Origin of the sequence: Burkholderia sp. Bp8998, from assembly GCF_003854235.1 — a bacterium.
GTDB lineage: Bacteria > Pseudomonadota > Gammaproteobacteria > Burkholderiales > Burkholderiaceae > Burkholderia.
On record NZ_QTQF01000008.1, the window covers coordinates 88,809 to 114,043 of the forward strand.

Below are 25,235 nucleotides of genomic sequence, written 5' to 3' on the forward strand. Positions count from 1 at the left end.
TAAAAATTGTGTGTTCGAAGGAGTCGGCCGCATGTGGAACGGCTTACGGCCGGGCCTTGATCGGCGAGTAGTCGCATTTCGCGTTCATCCGCTCGTACGCGGCATGCTTGCTCCGCTCCGTCGGCAAACTGTAGGAGAACGAACAGGCCTGATTGGCGCGGTTGCCCCATTTCGCGGTCAGCACACCCGAGTCATTCAGGCCGCGCGTGAATACCGTGCCGCCCTGGCCCGCCATGCCGATCGAATTGCCTTCCTCGTCGACCACCGCGCTGCCAAACGGAATGGGCGTGCCGTCCGGCTGATGAATCCCGAGCAGCACCGCGCGTCCGCTGACGGTGCCGAACTTGAGCTTCACCACCGAATTCGCGCGCGGAGCGACCTGCTGGCTCGTCGTCAGCATTTCCACGTCGAGCGGAATGCCCTTCGGGTCGAGCTCGATCGTGTTCATCTTGTACGGCGTCAGATACGGCAGCACCGCATAGCCGCGCCGGCCGATCCGAACGTCCGTGCCGTTGGTGACACGGGCACCGACGGCGTCCTTGGCCTCGATGATCGCGACGGTATCGCCGAGATCGTTGGCCAGCGTGACGCCGCCCGCATGACCGACGACGCCGCCCGATACGCCGACGGATACGCTCGAGTAGCCGCTGCCGCCGGCCGCGCTGCCCGAGAAAGTCGCGAACGGGCTGCGATACTGCGCGTTGCCGCCGCCCGACGTCGTGCCGCCGCCGGTGGTGGTGTTCAAGCCGTAGGTGAGCGCGCCGGATTCGCCGAGCGTGCCGGTCAGCGACATCTGGCCGGTGGTGCCGCCCTGGTTGTCGTGCGCGATACTCGAGCTCAACGTCGGCGCGTACGAGCGCCGGCCGAGCGGGATGGTCACGTTCGCGTAGATCTGGTTGTTCAGGTTGCCGGAATAGCCGTCGCGCTGCCGCGACACCGACAGGTTGTAGCTCACGTTGAGGCCGGCGATCCGCAGACTGTTGTTGTAGCCGACCTGGAACTGCGTGGTCGTGCCTTGCCGATTCCAGTAGCTGGACGACGAGCCGATCGCGAACAGCGTGCCGCGCCCTTCGCCGAGCGTCTGGTTCAGCGTCAGTTGAACCTGGTTGCGCTGCCGGTACACGTCGCCCGGATTCCGGCCTGCTGCCGCTTGTTCCCGGGCATACATCGCATCGCGCATGCCCCAGTATCCGCGCGACGAGTAGCGGTACGCGGCGACCGCGACGTTGGTGCCCGTCGCTTCGACGGACTTGCTGTAGCTGACGCGCACGCTCTGGCCGCTCGTGGCCGACACGCCCGGGATGCGGGCGCTCGCCTGCGTGACATCGACCGCGAACGCGCCGGCCGGCGTGTTGAACGCGGCACCGACCAGCCCGGCCAGATAGTTTTCCGCGACGATGGCCCCGACATAGCCGGTCAGCAGGTTGCTGATGCCGCGCTGATAGGTGGCCTGCGCAAAATTCGGGTGACGCTCGAGCAGCGGCTCGCGCAACTGCCCCACCGCGACGCCGAAACGCGAGAGGCCGGGGCGCAGCGACTGCACGACTGCCGCATACGGCACCGTGAAGCTGTGCTTTCTACCGTCGGCCTCGGTGACCGTGACGAGCAGGTTGCCGCCATAGCCGGTCGGGTACAGGTCGTTGATCTCGAACGGGCCGGGCGCGACGTTGGTTTCGTACAGAAGCGCGCCGTTCTGCGACACCTCGACGTGCGCATTGCTCGTGGCGACGCCGCGGATCATCGGCGCATAGCCGCGCATCGAATCGGGCAGCATCCGGTCGTCCGTCTCGAGCGTGGCGCCGCGAATGCCGACGCTCTCGAACAGCGTGCCGTCGGTATAGGTCTCGCCGATCTTCAGCTGGCTGCGCCATGCGGGCAGGTCGCGCTGCAGATAGGTGTTGAGGCTCCGATAGCGGCTCGGCCCCTGGGATTGCGCGCTATAGGAGCCGTTGTGGCGGAAATGCCAGTTGCCGATATTGGCGCCCGCATTCAACCCGAGATAGGCCTGCGTGCTGTCATAGCCGGACGACATGTTCCGGAACACGTTCGCGTCGTACTTGAGCGTCATGCTCGGCACGCCGCTGTCCCAGAGTTCCGGACTCACATAGCCGCGCGGATTGCGCAGCAGCGATGCCTGCGGAATGCTCACGTTCAGCCGCAGCTCGGACATGTCGAACTCAACGGTGGCGCCGGCCACCAGACTGGCGACGTCCGTGCACTCGCCGGCCTGCACGCGCGCCAGCTCGGCGCGCGCTGCATCGGTCAGCGTCTCGCTGTCGAGGCCGAGCCGGCTCACGAGCGTGCGGTCGAAGCACGGCGTCGCGCTGACCGCGCCTGCCGGTGCATCGAAGCGTACCGTCGAGCGGCCCGTCCACGTTTCGTTCACGTAGAGGTCGACCAGATACTCGCCGGCCGGAACCGGGTTGCCTTTCGCGAAGCGATCGAGGTCGAGCCGCTGGCCGCGCGGCTTCATCATCAACGTGTCATTGAACTGAACCTGCGCGACGTCGAAGGGCTCCGCCGGAGCGGCTGACGCGTCGGCGGCGAATGCACCGGCCGTCCAGCCGCCGAGCGTCGCCATGACGAGCAGATAGCCCGGCTTGAACGCGAAACGCGGAGACTCCAGTGGTTGAATGTGATGATTCGCTCGCATGAATTCAATGTGTTGATGCCGCATCGTCATAACGCGAGCGACGGTCTGCCTGCGCCGGTGCGACTGCCGCACCGCCGGTCAGCATCGGGTTGAGTCGGGAACGGTCGGGCCGTGTCAGTGCGCCTTTTTCGGCGCGTAACGGCCTTCGATGGCGGCGCCGTAATCGTTGAGGAACGTGTAGTCGACCTCGATCGGCGCGCCGGACGGCGACGGCACATTGCCGACGTCGAATTGTTCGGTGGCGCCCGGCTTGACCATGCCGCCCTTGTCGTCGGTCCAGGTCGCGCCGCCGGACTTGACGACCAGCTTGGTGAACGTCACGTGGTAGGGCGTCGGATTCGTCGCTTGCAGCGCATAGCCGCCGCTGGACTTCGGCGCGAAATTCCAGGTGACTTTTTCCGCGGATTCGTCGGCGACGCCTTGCAGTGCCGCAGGGCGGAAGAACAATTTGATGCGCGTGCGGAACGCGAGCTGCAGCATGTTCGGATCATTCGAATCGCCGGTGGCCTGAGGCGGGACGTCGAGCACGTTGAGCCAGTACAGCGTTTCCTTGTCCGGCGCGAGCGGTTCCTGCGTATAGATCAGCCGCAGGCTCTGGCCTTTCTTCGGATCGAGACGGAACAACGGCGGCGTCAGCGTAAACGGTACCTTCGAGTCGTCCGGCAGCGCGTTCGCGTGGCCGTCGTCGACCCATGCCTGGACGAGCGAAGGCCGGTCGCCCTCGTTGGTCAGCTTGACCGTGACCTCGCGCTCCTTTTCCGGATAGATCACGCGCGTTCCGCCGATTACGACGCTTGCATCCGCGGTGCTCAGGCCGGACAGCGACGCGATCAGCGTTGCGGCCCCCACGCTCAAGCGCAAGTTCATTGGCATTCCCATCGCTGACTTCTCCTTGTAGATGGACAGTTCACTGTTGGTCGGACGCGGCCCGTGCAGCGCCACTGCATCGCGTGCCCGGGCCGCCGGTCGGCAGACCGCGTTACTGGTACGAGACCGAGTACATGACCGACGTATTGACCGTGCCGGCCGTGGACGCGCCGCCGGTCGCGACGTATTGCGCAAAGTAGTTCAGCTCGGCTGCGCCGGCCGCGATCGGCACGGTCTGCGAGTTCTGCTGCGCTTGCGCCTTGCCCAGCTCGATCTTCGAACCGTCCTTGTTCAGCAGGCCGACTTCGACGTTCTTCGCGTCACCCGTTGCATTGAAGAGCTGGCCCGTCTGCGCGTTGACCGTCGTGCCCGGCTCGAAGTACACCGACGCATTGCCCGAATTCGGCGAGCAGTTGGTCAGGTTGATGCGGAACGGCTTGCGGCCGGCCGTCGAGCCCGGCGTAGCGAGGGCGGACGTCGACACGTTGGGCAGCGTGACGGTGAAATCCTTGCCGCCGCCGTCACCCGAGATGTTGCAGGTCTGGGCGGTGATCTCGCCGGTGATCGTGATCGTGCCGTCGGCTGCCTGGGCCGACGAAGCAACGGCCAGGAGGCCCGCTGTCGTCATCAGAATGGAAAGTGCTTTTTTGGACATGAAAGTACCTGTTAGTAAGGAGTCCTGCGTCTATAGACGACGCACCGACGTTTCCTGAGCGCTGCCTGTCGACGTCGTTGAAACGGAACGGAAGCGGCGACAGGAAACAGCCGATATTGTTGAGTTTTAATGCGTTTGAAAGAATTGGACGATTACTAATCCATTTGTTTATTTGTTCGTTCTGGTACTAAATTCTTTCAAATATTGTCAGACGAGCGGGTTCGCATGCGTTGACGCCGGACTCGGATGCTGTCGGTGCAGGGCTGGAGGCCATTCAGCGGGGGCGCGGCGCAAATGCCTGAGCGAGAGGCGATAGACGCAGGGGGAGCGGCGACGTCGATAGCGAGTTGTTGATACACGGCAACAAACAGGAATCCTGATCGTATACGGTGAGGTGCTCACGTGTCGCGCGTGTCGCGCCGAATCGGGGGGCGTTCGGCAATCGTGCCCGTGGTTATAAAGGCGGACGCCGCGCGGGCGATCGATGCCGGTGCGGGCGCCACCCGGATCAGGACGGTTCGAGTCGGAAATGCGCTCGATCCGGTGGGAGATCGTTACGCTGAAGCGCCGGACCGCGTGTCAGTCGGTGCGGACGCGCCGCGCATCACTGCAGGATCAGCAGCAAATGTGCATCGGCCTGCTCGCCGGGCGGTTTCTGGAACCCGCCTTTTGCGAACCGATGCCACCGGCCGATCACGTAGCTGACGAGCAGGCTTGCGCGGGCGGCGGGATCGTAATCGGCCGGCAGCACGAACGGCGCCGCGCCGTCGGGCGCCTGCGCCTCGGTGCGCGCGACGCGCAGGCACTGCTTGACGGTCGCCTCGATCCGGTCGAGCAACTGGTTCACGCGCTCGGTGAGCCGCTCGTCCTCGCCGACCAGCGCCTCGCCGGTCAGCACGCGCGTCATCCCCGGGTTCTTCGCGGCGAAATTGAGCATCGTCAGCGCGATCGTGCGCGCCTGTTGCACGCCGTTCGGCTCCTTCGCGACGATCTGGTTGACGAGCCCGAACAGCGCCTGCTCGATGAACTCGATCAGCCCTTCGTACATCTTCGCCTTGCTGGCGAAATGCCGGTAGAGCGCGGCTTCCGACACGTCGAGCCGGGCCGCGAGCGCGGCGGTCGTGATTTTCTCGGGTTTCGGCGCCTCGAGCATCGCGGCGAGCGTCTGCAGGATCATCACGCGCCGCTCGCCCGGCTTCGGGCGCGGGCGCGACGGCGTGGCCTGGTCTTCCGTTACGGCTTGGTCCTGCGGGTAAGTCGGCTGCATTTCTGTCGCCCCGATCGTGTGCCCAGTCGCAGTGATTTTAACGAACGAATCCGCTGGTCGACATAATGCGGGCGGCCGGTGTTCGGCAGGTGGCCCGGCAGGTGCCCGGTGATCCACACCGTGCCGATGCCGAGGCGCTTGTAGCGCTTCAGGTGGCCGCGCGTATCCTCGACGAGGATCGCGTCTTCCATACGCGCGTTGGCCGCACGCAGCGTCCGGCGCAGCATCGTGTGATCGGGCTTCGCGCGCCAGATGCGGCGGTCGCGCATGTGCTCGATCGCGATCACGCGCTCGAACAACCGCTCGATGCGCAGCTCGCGCAGCACCGCGCGCGCGTAGTTCTCCGGCGCGTTGGTCAGCACGAACTTGCGGCCCGGCAGCGCGGCGATGATGTGCGCGAGGCCGCGCTCGGCGCGCAGCATCGCGGGCAGGTCGGAGAACGTGTGGACCACCCGCAGGAAGTCGTGCGGATCGATCGGATGATGGCGCGTGAGGCCGAGGAGCGCCGCGCCGTAGCGCTGCGTGTAGCCGGTGCGCAGCCGGTCGGCCTCGGCACGCCCGACGTGGAGCGTGTCGACGATGTACTGCGTCATCGCGCGGTTGATCTCCGGAAAGATCGCGTGCGATGCGTGGTGCAGCGTGTTGTCGAGATCGAACAGCCAGACGGGCGCGCCGGCACGCGGCCGGCTGCGGGAGATGCGCCGGCGTCGCAGCGACGCCGGCAGGTCGGAACGCTTGGGCAGGCGGCGTGCGCTCAATGCGAGCGGATCATCGTGCCGAACGGCTGCTCGGTCAGGATTTCCAGCAGCACCGAGTGCTCGATCCGGCCATCGACGATGTGGACCGACTTCACGCCGCTCTTCGCGGCGTCGAGTGCCGACGAGATCTTCGGCAGCATGCCGCCCGAGATCGTGCCGTCCTCGAACAGCGCGTCGATCTCGCGGGCCGACAGGTCGGTCAGCAGGTTGCCGTCCTTGTCCATCACGCCGGGGATGTTGGTCATCATCAGCAGCTTCTCGGCGTTCAGCACGGTCGCGAGCTTGCCGGCGACGAGGTCGGCATTGATGTTGTACGACAGGCCGTCCTCACCGAAGCCGATCGGCGAGATCACCGGGATGAACGCGTCGTCCTGCAGCGCCTTCACGACGGCCGGATTGATCGCCTCGACTTCGCCGACCTGGCCGATGTCGATGTACTGGCCCGGGTTGTCGCGGTCCGGCATCAGCAGCTTGCGCGCGTGGATCAGGCCGCCGTCCTTGCCCGTCAGGCCCACCGCATGGCCGCCGAAGTGGTTGATCAGCGTCACGATGTCCTGCTGCACTTCGCCGCCCAGCACCCATTCGACGACTTCCATCGTCTCTTCGTCGGTGACGCGCATGCCCTGGATGAAGGTGCCGGCCTTGCCGATCTTCTTCAGTGCCTGATCGATCTGCGGACCGCCGCCGTGGACGATCACCGGGTTGATGCCGACCAGTTTCAGCAGGATCACGTCGCGCGCGAAGCCTTGCTTGAGCCGCTCTTCCGTCATCGCATTGCCGCCGTATTTGATGACCACGGTCTTGCCGTGGTAGCGACGGATGTACGGCAGCGCTTCCGCGAGGATTTCTGCTTTCAGCGTGGGGGCGATCTGCGAGAGGTCGATGGGCTCGGACATGGCGGCGGCTCTGGCTGGGAACGGTTGAAACAGGGCGAATTGTACAGGAGTGGCGCAGCGCAGCATCGGGTTTTTGGGCTGGCCGGACGGCGGATCGCGCGGGCCCCGCGCCACGCGCGGCGGCCCGCCGGCCGTGGCGCCGGACCCTGCGCCGGGCCCCGCGGCAGCGGCGCGGGCGGGGCGGCGCCCGGCGTGTGCGGCGGTGTCGGCGGCACGCATCGGCTGGACGGCCGACGTGCAAAATCCGTGCGCCGCGCTATGCTTGTCGCGTAGGGTGAGGTTCATGCCCGCTTTCGCGCTTTCGCCATGACCGATTCCGCCGCCGACGCCCGTTCGACCCCGCGCCGCGCGCGTTGCCCGCACTGCGGGCGTGGCTTCGACTGCGGCGCCCGCACGCAGCCGTTCGAGTGCTGGTGCGCGTCGATGCCGGCCGTGCCCGGCGGCGTGCCGCCTGTGGCCGGTACGCGCTGCCGCTGCCCGGAGTGCCTCGCCGACGAGATTGCGCAGCGCATGGCCGGGGCGGTTGGCTGACGGTGCAGGCCCGTGCAACCGGACGCGCCACCGGCTTGCCCCGGCGGTCCATTGATCCTTCCAGATCCGGCCCCCGGTAGAGGCGTCGGGCGCTAAACGGGTAAACTGCTCGGATGCAACGAATCACCACCACCGGGCGCGTCAACCTCAGTCACCTGTTCTGGCTGCGCAATCTTGCGATCATCGGTCAGCTCGTGACGATCGGCGTCGTGCAGACCTATTTCGGCGTGCACCTGCCGTTGCCGGCGATGCTGATGGTCATCGCGCTCGAAATCGTTTTCAACGCGCTGACCTGGGTGCGCGTGCTTCGCGCGCGGCCCGAGACCAATTTCGAGCTGCTCGGCCAACTGTGGGTCGACCTCGGCGCGTTGTCGGCGCTGCTGTTCCTGTCGGGCGGGACGACGAACCCGTTCGTGTCGCTGTACCTGCCGTCGCTCGCGATTGCGGCGGCCGTGCTGCCGTGGCACCTGATGATCTGGCTCGCGGCGTTCGCGGTCGCGTGCTACGCGGCGCTCGGTTTCGATTCGGTGCCGCTCAACATGGACAACCCGGCGAACCTGTTCGACTATTACCGCACCGGGATGTGGGCGAACTTCATGGTCAGCGTCGGGCTGATCGCATGGTTCGTCGCGCGCATGTCGAACGCGCTGCGCCAGCGCGATGCGGCGCTCGGCGAAGCGCAGGCGCACCTGCTGCGCGACGAGCGGGCGGTCGCGCTCGGCGTGCAGGCGGCCACCGTCGCGCACGAGATGGGCACGCCGCTGTCGACGATCGCGATGCTCGCGGAGGAGCTGCGCGACGCGGCACGCGCCGATCCGGGGCTCGCGCGCTACGAGGCCGACCTGAAGGTGCTGGAAGAACAGATGACGCTCTGCACGTCGGCGCTCGCGCGCCTGCGCAGCCGCGCGAGCGCGCCGGCGAGCCGCCAGCCCGTGGACGACTGGCTCGACACGTTCGTCGAACACTGGCGCCTGCGGCATCCGCACGTGCAGTTCGAATTGCTCGGCGCGCGTCCGTCGGGCGTCGGGCTCGACGACACGGTCGCGGCCGGCCAGATCCTGACGATCCTGCTCGACAACGCCGCGCGGGCGAGCCCGCATCGCGTGACGCTGGCCGCGAAGCTCGCGCACAACGAGCGGGCGGCCGACCGGATCGAATTCGAAGTATGCGACGACGGCCCCGGCATTCCGGCGGCGTTGCGCGAATCGCTCGGCGCGATGCCGGTCGACAGCACGCAGGGCGGGCACGGGGTCGGCCTGTACCTTGCGTTCAGCGCGGCCGTGCGCCTCGGCGGCGAGATCGAGCTGTCCGACGTCACGCCGCGCGCGGCGGGCGGCAACGGGCGCGCCGGTGGCGGCGCGAACGGTCACGCCGCGGCTGCGGCGGGCCAGCGCGCGGCCGAGCGGTCGGCAGCCGCGCCGGACAGCCGCCCGGCCGGTGCGCCGGGCCGCGGCACGCGCGCGGTGCTGCGCCTGCCGGTGGCGCGCATCGCGGCGCCGGCCGCCTCAACCAACACGTAGACGGAGAAACCACATGAGCGAGAACAATTTCCTGGTGATCGACGACAACGAGGTGTTCGCGGGCACGCTCGCGCGCGGCCTCGAGCGCCGCGGCTATGCGGTCCAGCAGGCGCACGACAAGGAGGCGGCGCTGCGGCTCGCGGCCGGCGGCAAGTTCCAGTTCATCACCGTCGACCTGCATCTCGGCGACGATTCGGGCCTGAGCCTGATCGCGCCGCTGTGCGACCTGCAGCCCGACGCGCGGATTCTCGTGCTGACCGGCTACGCGAGCATCGCGACCGCCGTGCAGGCCGTGAAGGAGGGCGCCGACAACTATCTCGCGAAGCCCGCGAACATCGAGTCGATCCTGGCCGCGCTGCAGACCAACGCGAGCGAAGTGCAGGCCGACGAGGCGCTCGAGAATCCGGTCGTGCTGTCGGTCGACCGGCTCGAATGGGAGCACATCCAGCGCGTGCTGGCGGAGAACAACAACAACATCTCGGCAACCGCGCGCGCGCTGAACATGCACCGCCGCACGCTGCAGCGCAAGCTCGCGAAGAAGCCGGTGCGGCAGTAAGCGGCGCGGCGGCATCGGCCGGCCGCATCAACGAAAACGGGCGGCCCGCCGGGCCGCCCGTTTCGCATTCGACGCCGCGTGCGTTACAGCACGTAGCGCGACAGGTCTTCGTCCTGCGACACTTCGCCGAGCGCGCGGTCGACATACTTCGCGTCGATCGTCACGCGCTCGCCGGCATGGTTGCCGGCCGAGAACGACACTTCCTCGAGCAGCTTCTCGATCACCGTGTAGAGCCGGCGCGCACCGATGTTCTCGGTCTTCTCGTTGACCGAATACGCGATCTCGGCGAGGCGGCGGATACCGTCTTCGGCGAACTCGAGCTGCACGTCTTCGGTGGCGAGCAGCGCCTGGTACTGCTTGACGAGGCTCGCGTCGGTCGCGACGAGGATCGCCTCGAAATCCTTCACCGACAGCGAGTCGAGCTCGACGCGGATCGGGAAGCGGCCCTGCAGTTCGGGAATCAGGTCGCTCGGCTTCGCGAGGTGGAACGCGCCGCTCGCGATGAACAGGATGTGATCGGTCTTCACCATCCCGTACTTCGTGTTGACGGTCGTGCCCTCGACGAGCGGCAGCAGGTCGCGCTGCACGCCCTGGCGCGACACTTCGCCGCCGCTGCCTTCGTTGTTGCGCGACGTGATCTTGTCGATCTCGTCGAGGAACACGATGCCGTTCTGTTCGACGTTCTGCACGGCCTTCGACTTCACTTCCTCGTCGTTGAGCATCTTGGCGGCTTCCTCGTCGGTCAGCAGCTTCAGCGCTTCCTTGATCTTCACCTTGCGGCGCTGCTTCTTGCCGCTGCCGAGGTTCGAGAACATCGAGCGGATCTGCTCGGTCATCTCTTCCATCCCCGGCGGTGCCATGATGTCCATGCCGGCCGACGGCTGCTCGATGTCGAGCTCGACTTCCTTGTCGTCGAGCTGGCCTTCGCGCAGGCGCTTGCGGAAGGTCTGGCGCGTCGCGTTGTTGTCGTCGTTCGCGTGTTCGGCATTGCCGCCGAAGCCCACCGCGCGCGGTTGCGGCAGCAGGATGTCGAGAATGCGGTCTTCCGCCTGGTCGGTCGCCTTGCTGCGCACCTTGCGCATCTCGGATTCGCGCGTCTGCTTGACCGAGATCTCGATCAGGTCGCGCACGATGCTGTCGACGTCGCGGCCGACGTAGCCGACTTCGGTGAACTTGGTCGCCTCGATCTTGATGAACGGCGCGTCGGCGAGCTTCGCGAGGCGGCGCGCGATTTCGGTCTTGCCGACGCCCGTCGGCCCGATCATCAGGATGTTCTTCGGCGTGATTTCCTGGCGCAGCGGGTCGGCGACCTGCTGGCGGCGCCAGCGGTTGCGCAGCGCGACCGCGACGGCCTTCTTCGCGTTGGCCTGGCCGATGATGTGCTTGTCGAGTTCCGAGACGATCTCGGCAGGGGTCATGGTGCTCATGGTGCGGTCCTTACTCGATCGTTTCGATGATGCGGTTGTGGTTCGTATAGATGCACATGTCGCCGGCGATCTCGAGCGACTTCTCGACGATCTCGCGCGGAGACAGCTCGGTGTTCTCCGCGAGCGCGCGGGCCGCGGCCTGCGCATAGGCACCGCCCGAACCGATCGCGCAGATGCCGCCTTCCGGGTCGAGCACGTCGCCGTTGCCGGTGATCACGAGGGTGGTGGTGGCATCGGCCGTGATCAGCATCGCCTCGAGGCGGCGCAGCATCCGGTCGGTGCGCCAGTCCTTCGCGAGCTCGACGGCCGCGCGGGTCAGGTTGCCCTGGTGCTTCTCGAGCTTCGCCTCGAAGCGATCGAGCAGCGAGAACGCATCGGCGGTGCCGCCCGCGAATCCGACCAGGACCTGGTTGTTGTAGATCCGCCGCACTTTCCGCGCGCCACCCTTCATGACGATGTTGCCGAGGGTTACCTGGCCGTCGCCGCCGAGCGCGACCTTGTCGCCGCGCCGGACCGAAACGATGGTCGTGCCGTGAAATTGCTCCATCTGCGTTCCTTGAGAAAAACGGGGAAGAGTCGGGCGGCGCCGGGCGCCGCCGCGTGAATCGCAGTGCGCCGGGGAGTGGCCCGGCGCGCGTCCGATTCATTTTAGGGCGGGCGCCGGGATATCAAGAGGGGGATGCAAATCGGCCCGGGCGGGAACCGGTGCCGGAAAAACAAAAAGCGCGCGGCAGGCCGCGCGCTTTCGGGAAGCAGCGTGTCGGAGCGGAACGCCGCTCGATCAGTCGCCGAACAGCTTCTGGCGCAGCTCTCGGCGCTCTTGCGCCTCGAGCGACAGCGTGGCCGTCGGACGCGCGAGCAGGCGCGGGATGCCGATCGGTTCGCCGGTTTCCTCGCACCAGCCGTAGTCGCCGGAATCGATGCGGGCGAGCGACTGCTGAACCTTCTTGAGGAGCTTGCGTTCGCGATCGCGCGTGCGCAGTTCGAGCGCGTGCTCTTCCTCGATCGTCGCGCGATCGGCGGGATCGGGGACGATCACCGTCTCGCGCAGGTTCTCGGTCGTCTGGCCTGCGTTCTTGAGGATGTCCGCCTGCAACTGTTCGAGCCGATTTTTGAAGAAGGCGAGCTGATCCTCATTCATGTAATCCTTGTCGCTCATCTTCAGGATTTCGGCTTCGGTCAAGAGTTTCTTCGTCATCTGCTTGCTTCTTCAATGTGCGGCAAATCAGGAGATAGTGCCTGCACTTTGGGATTACCCGCAACTGCGCTTGCAATCATTTGCGATTTGCCGCCGCGGGGCCGAAAGCCTCTGGAAAACCGGTTCTCAAATACCAGGATAGGCCTGGCGCGGATTTGCGCGCGCGGCGAACCGGTGCTGCGCGGCAGATCGCATCGGCCGCGGCCGGTTGGCGGATGGGCGATCCGGCGCGGTTGCGATGCCCGGGTAATGGTTCAGCAAGAACCGGGCCTGTTATTGCCGTACTCCAGCGGGCACGTATTGTAACTGAATCGCAAGCGGGCGCCGTATCGGGTCGATCCCCGTCGGCTGCGCCAATATCTAGAAAATATAACGCGCAAATCGCGAAAAAGCGATGACGGCGAAACCCTGCCCGGAAAAGGCACCGCGCAAGCGCCGCGGCCGCCCGCGAGGGCGGCCGCACGGAAGGTGCGCGACGCCGGCCGAACGCTCAGGCGAGGCAGGCGTCGAGGCCGTCGGTGATCAGGTCCTGCGGCAGGTCGACGCCGATGAACACCATCTTGTTGGTCTTCTTCTCGACCGGCAGCCATTTCGCGGCGAGGTCGCTGCCCATCATCTGGTGCACGCCCTGGAACACGACCTTGCGGTCGACGCCCTTCATGTACAGCACGCCCTTGTAGCGCAGCATCCGTTCGCCGTAGATCTGCAGGATGCCGCCGAGGAAGTCCTCCAGCTTGTTCGGGTCGAACGGGCGATCGTTGCGGTACACGAACGACTTGATCTTGTCGTCGTGGTGCGCATGGTGGTGGCCGTGGCCGTGGCCGTGGTCGTGATCGTGCGCGCATTGACCGTGATCGTGGTCGCAATCCGCGTGATCGTGGTCATGGTCATGGTCATGGTCGTGATCGTGGTGATGGTGCGCGTGGTCGTCCTCGGCCAGGAAGTCCGGGTCGATCTCGAGCTTCGCGTTCAGGTTGAAGCCGCGCAGGTCGAAGATTTCCTTGATGTCGGCTTCGCCGAAGTTGACGACCTTGATCGCGGCGCGCGGGTTCATGTGCATCAGGCGGTGCTTGAGGTCGGCCACCGTCTGGTCGTCGACCAGATCCGACTTCGTGATGAACAGGCGATCGGCGAAGCCGACCTGGCGCTGCACCACTTCGTGTTCGTCGAGCTGCGCGTTCGCATGCTTCGCGTCGACCAGCGTGATGACCGCGTCGAGCAGGAAATCGTCGGCGATCTCGCTGTCGATGAAGAAGGTCTGTGCGACGGGGCCCGGATTCGCGAGGCCGGTCGTTTCGATCACGATGCGGTCGAAGTCGAGCTTGCCTTCGCGCTTCTTCGCGGCCAGGTCGCCGAGCGCGCGTGCGAGGTCGCCGCGGATCGTGCAGCAGATGCAGCCGTTGCTCATCTGGATGATCTGCTCTTTCGTGTCCTGAACGAGGATCTCGTTGTCGATGTTCTCTTCGCCGAATTCGTTCTCGATCACGGCGATCTTCATGCCGTGCTGTTCGTTCAGGATGCGCTTGAGCAGCGTCGTCTTGCCGCTGCCGAGGAAGCCGGTGAGGATGGTGACGGGAGTGGCCATGTCGGTCGCCTGTGGTTCGTGAATCGGGGTCAAAACCAGGATGTGTGCGTCGCGCCTTCGACTCGCGAGCCGGGGCGCACAACCATCCATTGAAACATACCTGTCAAGCCCTCGCCCGTCGTCCGGACGACAGGCGGGAGTGCGAATCCGCCGGGCGCGAGGCTGCGGCCGGCGGATGGTTACGCGCGTAGATCGGGGCGATCAGACGATTTGCAACAGCAGGCCCTTCAGATATTCGCCTTCCGGGAACGCGGCGAGCAGCGGGTGATCGACGCCCGCGCCGAGCCGTTTCAGGATGCGTGCGTCGACCTTCGCGTCGGCGGCCGCGCCCGCGACGATCTTCTGGAACAGGTCCATGTCGATCGCGCCCGAGCACGAGTACGTGAACAGCAGGCCGCCCGGGCGCAGCAGCCTGAAGCCGCTCAGGTTGATGTCCTTGTACGCGCGTGACGCGCGGTCGACGCTGTCGCGGGTTGGCGCGAACTTCGGCGGATCGAGCACGATCAGGTCGAAGCGCTCGCCTTCGTCGACGAGGCGGCGCAGCGTCTTGAACGCGTCCGCGTCGAGCCAGGTCGCGCGTTCGGCGTCGAAGCCGTTCGCCACGACGTTCTGCTGCGCGAGCGCGAGCGCGTCGCCCGACGAGTCGATCGACACGACACGTTTCGCGCCGCCCTTGAGCGCGGCGAGCGAGAAGCCGCCGGTGTAGCAGAAGCAGTTGAGCACGTCGCGGCCGTCCGCGTATTGCGCGACGAGCGCGCGGTTGTCGCGCTGGTCGACGTAGAAACCCGTCTTGTGGCCGTTCGGCACGTCGACGTGATAACGCACGCCGTTTTCGTTCGCGATCAGCGTCGCGGGCGGCGCGTCGCCGGCGAGCACGCCGGTCGTCTGCGCGAGCCCCTCCTTGTCGCGGATCGACACGTCCGAGCGCTCGTAGACGTTCGGGCAGCCGGTCGCGCCGCTGAGCGCCGCGACGATCGCGTCCTTCCACGCCTCGACGCCCGCGGCCATGAACTGGCACACGAGCTGGCCGCGCGGCGCGGCGCCCGGTTCGGCCGTGTCCGCGATGTAGTAGTCGACGATCAGCCCGGGCAGCCCGTCGGCTTCGCCGAACACGAGCCGCACCGCGCCCGTGCCCGACACCATCGTCGTGCGGTGCGCGACCGCGCGCTGCACGCGGCGCTTGAAGAACGCGTGATCGATCGGCTCGTTCTCGTCGAAGCTCCACACGCGCACGCGGATCTGCGACTGCGGGCTGTACGCGCCGCGTGCGAGGAAGCGGCCGTCGTGCGCGCGCACGAGCACGGTCGCGCCGGGCGCGGGCTTGCCGTCGACGCGGTCGATCGCATTGGCGTAGATCCACGGATGGCGGCGCAGCAGCGATTTTTCCTTGGACGGCTTGAGGGTGACGGTTTGCATGATGAGATCGAAATGGGCCGCGCGCGACGCCGGCCGGTGCCGGCCGCCGCGCGTGGCGGGTAACACGGGACGCGCGTCAGTCGCGCTTCTTCGCGCGCGGATGCGCGCTGTCGTAAATTTTCGCGAGATGCTGGAAGTCGAGCGACGTGTAGACCTGCGTCGCGGCGACGCTCGCGTGGCCGAGCAGTTCCTGCACCGCGCGCAGGTCGCCGCTCGACTGCAGCACGTGCGTCGCGAACGAGTGGCGCAACACGTGCGGGTGAACGTTGGCGGGGATGCCGGCGGCGAGCGCCGCGCGCTTCACGCGGTCGCGCACGACGCCCGGCGACATCCGGTTGCCGCGCACCGACACGAACAGCGGATGCGGATCGTGCTTCACGAATTCGTCGCGCACCGCGAGCCACGCATTCAGCGCGTCGATCGCCTTGCGGCCGACCGGCACCTTGCGTTCCTTGTTGCCCTTGCCGCGCACGGTGACTTCGGCTTCGGCGAGATCGAGCCAGCCGGCCGAGCGGTAGCCGTCCGCGTGCGTGTACATGACGTCGAGCCCGACCAGTTCGGCGAGGCGCAGCCCGGACGAATAGAACAGCTCGAGGATCGCGTGATCGCGGATGCCTTCGGTCGTGCTGGCGAGCGGCGCGTCCATCAGCGCCGATGCGTCGTCGACCGACAGCGCCTTCGGCAGCGTCTTCGGGCGCTTCGGCGCGCGCACCGCGGCGACGGGGTTCGCGGGCATCTCGATGCGCTGCGCGAGCCAGCGGTAGAACGCGCGCCACGCGGACAGCCGGTGCGAGATCGAGCGCGCGGACAACCCGCCCGCATGCGCGCGCGCGACCGCACCGCGCATGTCGGCGGCCGTCAGTGCGTCGAGCGGGCGGCCGGCCGCGAGCTTCTTCAGTTCGTCGAGTTCGTGCGTGTACGCACGCAGCGTGTGTTCCGACAGCTGCCTGACGTGCTTCAGGTTCGACAGGTAGGCGGCGATCGGATCGTCGGTCATGGGCGCGACGTCAGTGCGGCAGCAGGCGCGTGAGCGCGGCGCTCGCGAGCGTCGCGATCTGCGCGAGGAAGTCGGTCGCCATCCCGTCGTGGAAGCGGCGCGGATCGGGCGAGCCGAGCACGAGCAGGCCGAACGCGGGCGCATCGGTGCCGGCGAGCGGTGCGCGCAGTGCGAGCAGCGCGACCGACGTGGCCGCGCCGTCGCCGGCCGGTGCGGCTTCGGCGCCTTCCGCCGTGTTCGCGGCCGGCGCCACGAGCGCGGGCGCGAGCCACTGGGCGGCTTCGAATCCGGTGTTCGCGCCGCAGTACGGCGTCGACAGCCCGTTCGTGAACAGGCGCACTTCCTCGCCGACCTGGCGCGCGAAATCGGCCTGCGCATAGGTGTCGGCGACGTCCCATACGCGCAGCGCCGTTTGCGGCACGTCGAATACGTCGGCGATGCCTTCGGCGATCGTGCGCGGCAGCGCGTACGGGTCGCGTTCCGCGATCACGCGCGCGGTCCAGCGGCCGAACTTCGCGGACAGGCTGTCGTTCTCGTGCCCGTAGCGCACGAGCTCGGCGAGCCGGCGCTCGAGATGCTTGTTCTTGTCGCGCAGCATCTCCATCTGCCGCTCCTGCAGCGAGATCGCGGCCTTGCCGTGCGGGTTCGCGAGACGGATCGTCGCGAGCAGTTCCGCGTGTTGCGCGAAGAATTCGGGATTGGCGAGCAGGTAGTCGGCGACTTCGCGATCGTTCATGTGGCTGGAGCGTTCAGTTATCAAGGACGTTGCAGGGTCAGATGTTCAGATCGATCTCGCCTTCGAACACGGTCGCGGCGGGCCCGGACATCATCAGCGCGGCGGCTTCGTCGCGCGCGCCGCCCCAGCCGATCGTCAGCGTGCCGCCATGCGTGTGAACGGTCACCGGCGAATCGAGCAGGCCGCGCCGGATGCCGGCCGCGACCGCCGCGCACGCGCCGGTGCCGCACGCGAGCGTCTCGCCCGCGCCGCGTTCGTACACGCGCAGCTTCACCTCGTTGCGCGACACGATCTGCATGAAGCCGGCGTTCACGCGCTGCGGGAAGCGGACGTGGCGCTCGATCAGCGGGCCTTCGTCGAGCACGGGATACGCTTCGGCGTCGTCGACGACCTGCACCGCGTGCGGGTTGCCCATCGACACCGTCGAGATCCAGCGCGTGTGGCCGCCGACGTCGAGCGGCCACAGCGTGTCGTTGCCTTCCGGCCGGCCGTCGAGCCCCGATGCGTCGAACGGCACTTCCGCCGGCGTGAACACGGGCGCGCCCATGTCGACGGCGACTTCGCCGTTGTCCTGCATCGTCAGCGTGATCAGGCCCTTCATCACCTGCACGCGCACGCTGCGCTTGTCGGTCAGCCCGCGGTCGCTGACGAACTTCACGAAGCAGCGCGCGCCGTTGCCGCAGTGTTCGACTTCGCCGCCGTCGCAATTGAAGATCCGGTACTTGAAATCCGCGCCCTCGATGGTCGGTTTCTCGACGAGCAGCAACTGGTCGGCGCCGATGCCGAAGTGTCGGTTGGCGAGCGCGCGCACCTGCGCCTCGGTGAGCGGCGGCAATGCGCGCGAATAGCTGTCGAGCACGACGAAGTCGTTGCCCGCGCCGTGCATCTTGGTGAACGAGAGTTTCACTGGGTCCGGAATTCCATGGCGAACAGGGCGGCCGGCACGACGGACGCGGCGTGCCGCCATGCCGGGCGGCGTCGTTCGTCGTGCTGATCTCAACCGCAAATGATACATGCAGCCGACAGGGGCGAGGAAAACGGCGGGAAGGCGGATCTGTGGCTCGCGCAGCAGTCGGCCTACGATCTCTGGCAGGCACGCGCGAAAGGCGCGCCGAAGGTGGCGAGGGTGCAGGCGCGCATCTGACGGCGCGCCCGCGGGTTCGACTCAGTAGAGGCTCGGCTCGCCGGGCGGGCGCGTCTTGAAGCGCTTGTGCACCCAGTAATACTGTTCGGGCATCAGCGGAATCTGCTCCTCGAGGAATTCGTTCATCCGCCGCGCATCGAGATCGTCGTCGCCGGTCGGGTAATTGGCCCACGGCTTGAAGACCTTCAGCCGATAGCCCTTGTAGTTCGGCAGCACCTCGCCGATAAAGGGCAGCACCTGCGCATGGCCCGTCTTTGCGAACCGGCCGACAGCCGTCAGCGTGCAGGCCGGTACACCGAAGAAGGGCACGAACGTCGAGTTGCGCAGCCCGTAGTCCATGTCGGCGCCCAGCATCACCGGCTTGCGGTCGCGCAGCCACCGCAACACGGTTCGCGCGCTGTCGGCCCGGCTCGCGAGTTCCGCGCCGAAGCGGCTGCGGCCGGCCTTGGCCGCGGCTTCGATTTCCGGGCTCTTCATCGGCGTGTAGAGCGAGCCGCACGTACGGCCGAGTGCGAGGTTGATCGCCATGGAGCCGGCCTCGATGCCGACGAAATGGAAGCCGAGCAAGAGCGTCGGCGGCATGTCCGGATCGCTGAGGTCAACCTCGCTCTCGACCGTAAACAGCTTGCGGTATGCCTGCTCCGACGCGAACCACTGGTAGCTGCGCTCGACGTAGCTGCGGATCGCATGGCGGAAATGCAGGCCCGCGACTTCCTCGCGCCGTTCGTCGCTCCAGTCGGGGAAACAGAGTTTCAGATTGATATGTACGATGCGCTTTCGCCGGCTCGGAATCTGGTACAGCAGCCAGCCGAGGCCATCGCCGAACCGCGCGGTCAAACCGTACGGCAGCAGGGCGAGCAGCTTCAGCAAGCCGATGGCGAGGTGCGTGCCGAGGCGGCCTAGCATGCGGAATCTCCGTGGGGCCGGCGGGCCGGCACGTTGCGAACAGGGGGGGAGGACAGCGGACGATGCAGCACGGGCGGCGCTCTGTGACAATTCACGAAAGCCGCTATAATACGGTCTTCGCCGAGTTAACTGACAACTTGCGGGGCGAAGCCGGCTGGCGCGAAGCGCGCTGCCCGGTCCTGGTAATCCGCTAAAGCGTCGCCGCTTCAGGCCCAACGAAGCTGGCTACGTGAAACCAACCGTAACCACACAGGAGCCTGAAAAAGTGGCAAACGATTATCTCTTCACGTCCGAATCCGTCTCCGAAGGCCATCCGGACAAGGTCGCGGACCAAATCTCGGACGCGATTCTCGACGCCATCCTCGAGCAGGACAAATACTCCCGCGTTGCGGCGGAAACGCTGTGCAACACGGGTCTCGTCGTTCTGGCCGGTGAAATCACCACGACGGCGAACATCGATTACATCCAGATCGCGCGCGACACCATCAAGCGCATCGGCTACGACAACACCGATTACGGCATCGACTACAAGGGTTGCGCGGTGCTCGTCGCGTACGACAAGCAGTCGCCGGACATCGCGCAGGGCGTCGACCGCGCGCATGACGACAACCTCGATCAAGGCGCGGGCGACCAGGGCCTGATGTTCGGTTACGCATGCGACGAAACGCCGGAACTGATGCCGCTGCCGATCTACCTGTCGCACCGTCTCGTCGAGCGCCAGGCGAGCCTGCGCCGCGACGGCCGCCTGCAGTGGCTGCGTCCGGACGCGAAGTCGCAGGTGACGGTCCGCTACGTCGATGGCCGCCCTGATTCGATCGACACCGTCGTGCTGTCGACGCAGCATGCCCCGGACATCGAACTGCCGGCGCTGCGCGAAGCCGTGATCGAGGAAATCATCAAGCCGACGCTGCCGGCCGACCTGATCAAGGGCGACATCAAGTTCCTGGTGAACCCGACCGGCCGGTTCGTGATCGGTGGCCCGCAGGGCGACTGCGGCCTGACGGGCCGCAAGATCATCGTCGATACCTACGGCGGTGCCGCACCCCACGGCGGCGGCGCGTTCTCGGGCAAGGATCCGTCGAAGGTCGACCGTTCGGCAGCCTATGCCGGCCGTTACGTCGCGAAGAACATCGTCGCGGCAGGCCTCGCATCGCGCGCGCTGATCCAGGTGTCGTACGCGATCGGCGTCGCCGAGCCGACCTCGGTGATGGTCAACACGTTCGGCACGGGCCGCGTGTCGGATGCGGTGATCACGAAGCTCGTGCGCGAGCATTTCGACCTGCGTCCGAAGGGCATCATCAAGATGCTCGACCTGCTGCGCCCGATCTACGAGAAGACGGCCGCTTACGGCCACTTCGGCCGCGAAGAGCCGGAATTCTCGTGGGAAGCGACCGACAAGGCACTCGCACTGGCCGAAGCGGCCGGCGTGGAGCCGACGGCGCGCGTCGCGTAAGCGTCGTCCGCGTGAAACGAAAAACCCCGGCATGCCGGGGTTTTTTTATGCGTGTCGAGCGCCGGCGAGATGCCGGCGTCGCGACGATCGCGGCGGGCACTGCCCGCCGGCGCGGCGTCAGCGTGCGCTGAACCCGAACCAGCCGTTGCTGGCCGCGAGGCGGCGCGGGCGGTTGACGCGGCGCTGCGGGCCCAGCGTGCGGCGCAGCGCGAGCGCGCGCAGCGACGATGGCTTCTGCAGCAGCGAGCGCAGGCCGGCGCGGCGTGCGAACCCGTGCGCGCTCATCATCGAGAAGAACGCGTGGAACCACGCGCGGATGCCGTCCAGCCGGCTGTGCGCGTGCGTGTGCTCGGCGAGCACCTGCGTGCGGGCGCGGTGATGGCGCAGCGGACGGGAGGGAGCGGGCGGCACGACGCGCTTCGCAGCGCGGCTGAGACGGGAAGTCAGACGGAATGGCATGTGAACGATGCTTCGCTTGTATGAATGGCGCCCTTGAAGAGCGCACTGGTATGAACGGCCTCGGATGGCGCAACGGATCTTACCGAAAGTCGTTGCGCGCCGCGCCCGCCAGAATTGACAGGCCGCGACAGGCTACAAGGGTTTCATGACCGGCAAAAGTCGCGATAAACCCTTGTGCCGCAAGCGTGTCGCCGCATACCGCCTGTCGCTGAGGCTCGCGCCGCGCCGCACAGTTCCCTTGCGCCAGATCAAATCGGCGATTGGCATGCCCCCGCGCACGACAATGGCGCTGTTCGCGGCATCCGGCGCCGATTTACAATCGTCACATTCACACAATAAACGTCTGGCATCCCATGTCGTCTCCATTGCAGTCGGAATCGATCCGCGCGCAAGTCGCGGAATTGCGCGAACGCGGCTTCGTCGTCGCGCGCGGCCTCGTCGGCGAAGCGCGGTGCGCGGCGCTCAAGCAGATCGCGGCGCGCCAGTTGCAGGAAGCGGCGGAGCCGATCGAGTTCGAGGCGGATTTGCGCTACCCGGGCGCGCCCGAGTCGAAGCATGCGCCGGGCGGTCATACGGTGCGGCGGCTGCTGGACGCCTATGCGCGCGATCCGGCGTTCGCCGAGCGCGCGATCGCACCCGAAATCGGCGCGTGGATGCGCGAATACTTCGGCGAGCAGCCCGTGCTGTCGCGCGCGCATCACAACTGCATGATGACGAAGCACCCTGCGTACGGCAGCCTGACGGGCTGGCATCGCGATTTCCGCTACTGGTCGTTCGAACGCGCGGACATGGTGTCGGTGTGGCTCGCGCTCGGGCCGGAAACGAATGAAAACGGCGCGCTCTGGCTGGTGCCGGGCTCGCATACGGCCGAATTCGGGCCGGAAGCGTTCGACGATGCGAAATTCTTCCGCAGCGACCTGCCGGAGAACCGCAAGATGATCGACGCGGCAACCTGCCCGCCGCTGCAGACCGGCGACGTCGTGTTCTTCCACTGCAACACGCTGCATTCGGCGGGGCAGAATCGCTCCGACCAGGTGAAGTTCTCGCTCGTGTACACGTATCACGGCGTGAGCAACCGGCCGGTGCCGGGCACGCGTTCGGCGGCGAAGCCGGAAGTGCAGCTCTAGCAGCGGTTCGGACGACGAGGCGGCCGCGTCGTCGTCCGATGCGGCACGGCGGCCGCGCAAGCGGATGAACAAACGGGCGGCCTGGGCCGCCCGTTGCGTTTTGCGCGGCCCGCTCGCGCGATGCGGGCCTTCACGAGTCGCGCGGCTGCGCGATCAGCGCTTGTTGGCCGGCATCGCGAGGCCGATCAGGCCGATCAGCAAGGCGACGGCGCCGCCGGCGATCAGCAGGATCGTCTTCGTGGCAGGCGAGCCGGTGAAGAAGCGCGACACGTTGTCGTTGATCGAATGGAACGACTGGCCGCCGAAATACAGCAGCACGACGCCGCCGACGAGCAGCGCAACCGAGATGACCCGGGACATACCAACCTCGCTGTAACGGTGATTCGAGACGCCGCAGTGTAGGCGACGCGTGCGACCGCGTCCATTGCCGTGCGCGCTTCGGCCACGTTCGCTACCATAACCGTCGTATGTTTCCTTCGCCGCCGGCGCGTGATGTTCGCGCGCGGCGCGCGTCCCTTCCCCGACGTCCTGACGGAACCGACTCATGGCCTACGAAGCAGCTTCCGAACGTTATGCCGACATGCAATACCGCACCTGCGGCAAATCCGGGCTCAAACTGCCCGCCCTGTCGCTCGGCCTGTGGCACAACTTCGGCGACTCGACGCCGATCGCGACGCAGCGCGACATCCTGCGCACCGCGTTCGACCTCGGCATCAATCACTTCGACCTCGCGAACAACTACGGGCCGCCGTACGGGAGCGCCGAAACCAACTTCGGCCGGCTGCTGAAGGAAGATTTCCGGCCGTATCGCGACGAGTTGCTGATCTCGACGAAGGCCGGCTGGGACATGTGGCCGGGGCCGTACGGCAGCGGCGGCGGGTCGCGCAAGTATGTGCTCGCGAGCCTCGACCAGAGCCTGCAGCGAATGGGGCTCGACTACGTCGACATCTTCTATTCGCACCGCTTCGACGCGCACACGCCGCTCGAGGAAACCGCCGGCGCGCTCGCATCGGCCGTGCAGCAGGGCAAGGCGCTGTACATCGGCATCTCGTCGTACTCGGCCGCGAAGACGCGCGAGATGGCCGAACTGCTCGCGCAATACAAGGTGCCGCTGCTGATCCACCAGCCGTCGTACAACCTGCTGAACCGCTGGATCGAGCAGGATCTGCTCGGCACGCTCGACGACATCGGCACGGGCAGCATCGCGTTCACGCCGCTCGCGCAGGGGCTGCTGACGTCGAAATACCTGAACGGCGTGCCGGCCGATGCGCGCGTGAACAAGCCGGGCGGCGGCTCGCTGAAGCAGGATCACCTGAGCGCGGACAACCTCGAGCAGGTGCGCAAGCTCAACGGCATCGCGGAGCGGCGCGGGCAGAGCCTCGCGCAGATGGCGCTCGCGTGGGTGTTGCGCAACGGCCGCGTGACGTCCGCACTGATCGGCGCGAGCCGTGCGGAGCAGGTGCGTGAAAACGTCGGCGCGCTGAAGAATCTCGAATTCTCGGCCGACGAACTCGCGGAGATCGATCGCTACGCGACCGAAGGCGGCATCAATCTGTGGGAAAAGCCGTCCACCGATCAGGCGATCTGACCGGCGGCAAGGACAGTCGATACGGGATGCGAACTATATCGCATGCCGTATCGCGGCGCGCGCACACAAGCCGTCACGTCGCTGCGATGCGGGGCGATGTGACCGGCGCGCGCCAACGCGTCGCTAGAGCAGCGCAGGCAGGCCTTCGACGAGCAATACCGCCACGCCGACGCCGAGGATGACGCCGAGCACGCGCAGCAGGTTGTGGCGGAATTCGGTTGCGCACGGCACCGCGCCGAGAAATAGCGCTCCGGCCAGCGCCATCGGAATCAACAGGATGAAGTCGCCGATCGTGAAATAGGTCGTCATGCGTGTCTCCATAGTCGGCCGGAACAGGCGCACACGCGTCTTCCAGCCCCATGCCGGGCATTTCTCATATTTGGGCCGACCCGATTTCGAGCGGGTCGGACAGTTCGAGTATAGGCAACCTCGTCGCGTTTTTCGCTATCCGAACCATTAAAAGTATGCGGAAAACCCCGGGGATTCCGCATTTTTTCCGCGAATCGGACGAATGCCTTGCGCAAGTCTTTCCCGTTCCTTTCGATTCGTGCGGAAACGTCGTACGTGTGCGATACGGGCTGCCGCACCCGCGGGTGCGGCAGCCCGTCCGCTTACGCGCGATCGGGTTGCGCGCGGACGGCCGGCGTGCGGAACACGAGTGCGAGCCCCGCGACGATCGCCCCCATGCCGGCGAGCGCGAGCGGTTCGGGCCGGTTGCCGAGCCAGACCGCGTCCATCAGCGTGGTGACGACGGGCACGAGATAGAACAGGCTCGTCACGTTGACGAGATCGCCGCGTTGCATCAACCGGTAGAACAGCAACTGCGCGATCACCGAGATCACGATGCCGAGCCACAGCAGCGGCACGACGAACGCCCAGCCGATCTCGAGCGAGATCGGCCGGAACGGCAGGATCGCCACGCACAGCGCAAGGCCGATCGCGTTCTGCAGCGGCAGCACGTCGGCAGGCGCCGCACGCACGCGCTTTTGCAGCAGCGAGCCGGCGGTCAGCGCGACGAGCGCCGTGAGCGCGCAGACGACACCCATGATCGGCAGGCCGGCACCGCCCACGCCGCGGCACACGACGAGCGCGAGGCCGGACAGCGACAGCCCGAGCCCGGCGATACGCATCGGCTGCCAGCGCCGCTCGACGATCGCGAGGGTGAGGATCGGCTGTACGCCGAGGATCGTCGCGAGCACGCCTGGCGCGATCCCGCGGTCGAGCGCGAGCAGGTAGAAGATCGAATAGCCGCCCATCATCAGCAGGCCGGTCAGCGCCGCCATGCGCCGCTCGCGGCGTGGCGGCAGCCAGCGTCCGCGCATGATGGCCGGCACGAGCAGCACGAGTGACGCGAGCGCGAATCGTGCGGTGAGAAAGACGAACGCGGATGCGTGATGCAGACCGAGTTCAGCGAAGATCGCGCCGCTGCTCCACAACAAGACGAAGAGCGACGTCACGCCATGCGCGGCGAGCGCGCGTTTGAACGAAACCATGTG

Annotated in this window: 25 protein-coding genes and 1 pseudogene; 7 read left to right on the forward strand and 19 right to left on the reverse strand. The window is 66.8% G+C overall.

Features of this window, described 5'->3' with window-relative positions; all coding sequences use genetic code 11:
* Positions 1–43 precede the first annotated feature (43 nt).
* The 6 genes from DIE06_RS11265 to argB all read right to left on the reverse strand — a co-directional run bounded on the left by DIE06_RS11265 (position 44) and on the right by argB (position 7,096).
* Positions 44–2,653, reverse strand: coding sequence for a fimbria/pilus outer membrane usher protein (locus tag DIE06_RS11265; protein WP_124661484.1), 2,610 nt, complete (start codon positions 2,651–2,653; stop codon positions 44–46).
* 114 nt (positions 2,654–2,767) lie between these two features.
* Positions 2,768–3,520 carry a molecular chaperone gene (locus DIE06_RS11270; protein WP_260433596.1) on the reverse strand — a complete coding sequence of 251 codons (753 nt, stop codon included), beginning with the start codon at positions 3,518–3,520 and terminating at the stop codon, positions 2,768–2,770.
* A 112-nt stretch (positions 3,521–3,632) separates the two neighbouring features.
* Positions 3,633–4,175: a fimbrial protein gene (locus tag DIE06_RS11275; RefSeq protein WP_124661486.1), complete on the reverse strand. Its 543-nt coding sequence runs from the start codon at positions 4,173–4,175 to the stop codon at positions 3,633–3,635.
* Between the two features lie 604 nt (positions 4,176–4,779).
* Positions 4,780–5,442: a nucleoid occlusion factor SlmA gene (gene slmA / locus DIE06_RS11280; protein WP_124661487.1), complete on the reverse strand. Its 663-nt coding sequence runs from the start codon at positions 5,440–5,442 to the stop codon at positions 4,780–4,782.
* Positions 5,409–6,200 (reverse strand): pyrimidine 5'-nucleotidase, encoded by a 792-nt coding sequence (locus tag DIE06_RS11285; protein WP_124661488.1) that lies wholly within the window; start codon positions 6,198–6,200, stop codon positions 5,409–5,411. Before DIE06_RS11285 ends, slmA begins: the two co-directional genes overlap by 34 nt.
* Complete coding sequence (argB, locus tag DIE06_RS11290; RefSeq protein WP_006754950.1) at positions 6,197–7,096, reverse strand: acetylglutamate kinase; 900 nt, start codon at positions 7,094–7,096, stop codon at positions 6,197–6,199. Before argB ends, DIE06_RS11285 begins: the two co-directional genes overlap by 4 nt.
* Before the next feature lie 306 nt (positions 7,097–7,402).
* Here argB and DIE06_RS11300 point away from each other — a divergent pair, with 306 nt between their 5' ends.
* The 3 genes from DIE06_RS11300 to DIE06_RS11310 all read left to right on the forward strand — a co-directional run bounded on the left by DIE06_RS11300 (position 7,403) and on the right by DIE06_RS11310 (position 9,703).
* The gene (locus tag DIE06_RS11300; protein ID WP_124661489.1) at positions 7,403–7,627 is read left to right on the forward strand and encodes a cysteine-rich CWC family protein; all 225 of its coding nucleotides are present in this window, start codon (positions 7,403–7,405) and stop codon (positions 7,625–7,627) included.
* Positions 7,628–7,740: 113 nt separating this feature from the next.
* Positions 7,741–9,147, forward strand: coding sequence for an ATP-binding protein (locus DIE06_RS11305; RefSeq protein ID WP_124661490.1), 1,407 nt, complete (start codon positions 7,741–7,743; stop codon positions 9,145–9,147).
* Positions 9,148–9,160: 13 nt separating this feature from the next.
* Entirely contained in the window at positions 9,161–9,703 is a 543-nt protein-coding gene (locus DIE06_RS11310; RefSeq protein ID WP_044847841.1) for a response regulator transcription factor, read from the forward strand.
* 83 nt (positions 9,704–9,786) lie between these two features.
* Here the strand turns inward: DIE06_RS11310 and hslU are convergent, their stop codons facing one another.
* From hslU to dapF, 8 genes are all read right to left on the reverse strand, one after another.
* On the reverse strand, positions 9,787–11,130 hold the full coding sequence (gene hslU, locus DIE06_RS11315) for an ATP-dependent protease ATPase subunit HslU (RefSeq protein WP_124661491.1): 1,344 nt from the start codon (positions 11,128–11,130) through the stop codon (positions 9,787–9,789).
* 10 nt (positions 11,131–11,140) lie between these two features.
* Entirely contained in the window at positions 11,141–11,677 is a 537-nt protein-coding gene (gene hslV / locus DIE06_RS11320; protein WP_006760749.1) for an ATP-dependent protease subunit HslV, read from the reverse strand.
* A 234-nt stretch (positions 11,678–11,911) separates the two neighbouring features.
* Entirely contained in the window at positions 11,912–12,328 is a 417-nt protein-coding gene (dksA, locus tag DIE06_RS11325; RefSeq protein WP_006477498.1) for an RNA polymerase-binding protein DksA, read from the reverse strand.
* Between the two features lie 490 nt (positions 12,329–12,818).
* Positions 12,819–13,913 (reverse strand): GTP-binding protein, encoded by a 1,095-nt coding sequence (locus DIE06_RS11335; protein ID WP_124661492.1) that lies wholly within the window; start codon positions 13,911–13,913, stop codon positions 12,819–12,821.
* 201 nt (positions 13,914–14,114) lie between these two features.
* Entirely contained in the window at positions 14,115–15,329 is a 1,215-nt protein-coding gene (locus DIE06_RS11340; RefSeq protein WP_124661493.1) for a class I SAM-dependent rRNA methyltransferase, read from the reverse strand.
* 76 nt (positions 15,330–15,405) lie between these two features.
* Positions 15,406–16,326: a tyrosine recombinase XerC gene (gene xerC, locus DIE06_RS11345; RefSeq protein ID WP_124661494.1), complete on the reverse strand. Its 921-nt coding sequence runs from the start codon at positions 16,324–16,326 to the stop codon at positions 15,406–15,408.
* Between the two features lie 10 nt (positions 16,327–16,336).
* Positions 16,337–17,062, reverse strand: a complete 726-nt coding sequence (locus tag DIE06_RS11350) for a DUF484 family protein (protein ID WP_124661495.1) — start codon at positions 17,060–17,062, stop codon at positions 16,337–16,339.
* 37 nt (positions 17,063–17,099) lie between these two features.
* Positions 17,100–17,969, reverse strand: a complete 870-nt coding sequence (gene dapF / locus DIE06_RS11355) for a diaminopimelate epimerase (protein ID WP_124661496.1) — start codon at positions 17,967–17,969, stop codon at positions 17,100–17,102.
* Positions 17,970–18,089: 120 nt separating this feature from the next.
* On the opposite strand from dapF, the pseudogene DIE06_RS11360 reads away from it, so the two are divergent.
* Positions 18,090–18,206: pseudogene (locus DIE06_RS11360) on the forward strand (addiction module antidote protein, HigA family); the annotation flags it as partial.
* Between the two features lie 21 nt (positions 18,207–18,227).
* On the opposite strand, the gene DIE06_RS11365 reads toward DIE06_RS11360, so the two are convergent.
* Positions 18,228–19,112: a lipid A biosynthesis lauroyl acyltransferase gene (locus DIE06_RS11365; protein WP_124661498.1), complete on the reverse strand. Its 885-nt coding sequence runs from the start codon at positions 19,110–19,112 to the stop codon at positions 18,228–18,230.
* Between the two features lie 265 nt (positions 19,113–19,377).
* Here DIE06_RS11365 and metK point away from each other — a divergent pair, with 265 nt between their 5' ends.
* Positions 19,378–20,565 (forward strand): methionine adenosyltransferase, encoded by a 1,188-nt coding sequence (gene metK, locus DIE06_RS11370; protein WP_040128500.1) that lies wholly within the window; start codon positions 19,378–19,380, stop codon positions 20,563–20,565.
* 117 nt (positions 20,566–20,682) lie between these two features.
* On the opposite strand, the gene DIE06_RS11375 is transcribed toward metK, so the two are convergent.
* Positions 20,683–21,024, reverse strand: coding sequence for a hypothetical protein (locus tag DIE06_RS11375; protein ID WP_124661499.1), 342 nt, complete (start codon positions 21,022–21,024; stop codon positions 20,683–20,685).
* 353 nt (positions 21,025–21,377) lie between these two features.
* Between DIE06_RS11375 and DIE06_RS11380 the strand changes: the two genes are divergently transcribed.
* Positions 21,378–22,151, forward strand: a complete 774-nt coding sequence (locus DIE06_RS11380; protein ID WP_124661500.1) for a phytanoyl-CoA dioxygenase family protein — start codon at positions 21,378–21,380, stop codon at positions 22,149–22,151.
* 153 nt (positions 22,152–22,304) lie between these two features.
* On the opposite strand, the gene DIE06_RS11385 is transcribed toward DIE06_RS11380, so the two are convergent.
* A complete protein-coding gene (locus tag DIE06_RS11385) occupies positions 22,305–22,511 on the reverse strand; it encodes a DUF3185 family protein (RefSeq protein WP_124614369.1) in 207 nt (68 codons plus the stop codon).
* 184 nt (positions 22,512–22,695) lie between these two features.
* Here DIE06_RS11385 and mgrA point away from each other — a divergent pair, with 184 nt between their 5' ends.
* Positions 22,696–23,739, forward strand: a complete 1,044-nt coding sequence (gene mgrA, locus DIE06_RS11390) for an L-glyceraldehyde 3-phosphate reductase (protein WP_124661501.1) — start codon at positions 22,696–22,698, stop codon at positions 23,737–23,739.
* Positions 23,740–23,862: 123 nt separating this feature from the next.
* On the opposite strand, the gene DIE06_RS11395 is transcribed toward mgrA, so the two are convergent.
* Both DIE06_RS11395 and DIE06_RS11400 read right to left on the reverse strand, forming a co-directional pair.
* A complete protein-coding gene (locus DIE06_RS11395) occupies positions 23,863–24,048 on the reverse strand; it encodes a hypothetical protein (protein WP_014895742.1) in 186 nt (61 codons plus the stop codon).
* A gap of 302 nt (positions 24,049–24,350) precedes the next feature.
* Positions 24,351–25,232, reverse strand: coding sequence for a DMT family transporter (locus DIE06_RS11400; RefSeq protein WP_124661502.1), 882 nt, complete (start codon positions 25,230–25,232; stop codon positions 24,351–24,353).
* Positions 25,233–25,235: the final 3 nt, after the last annotated feature.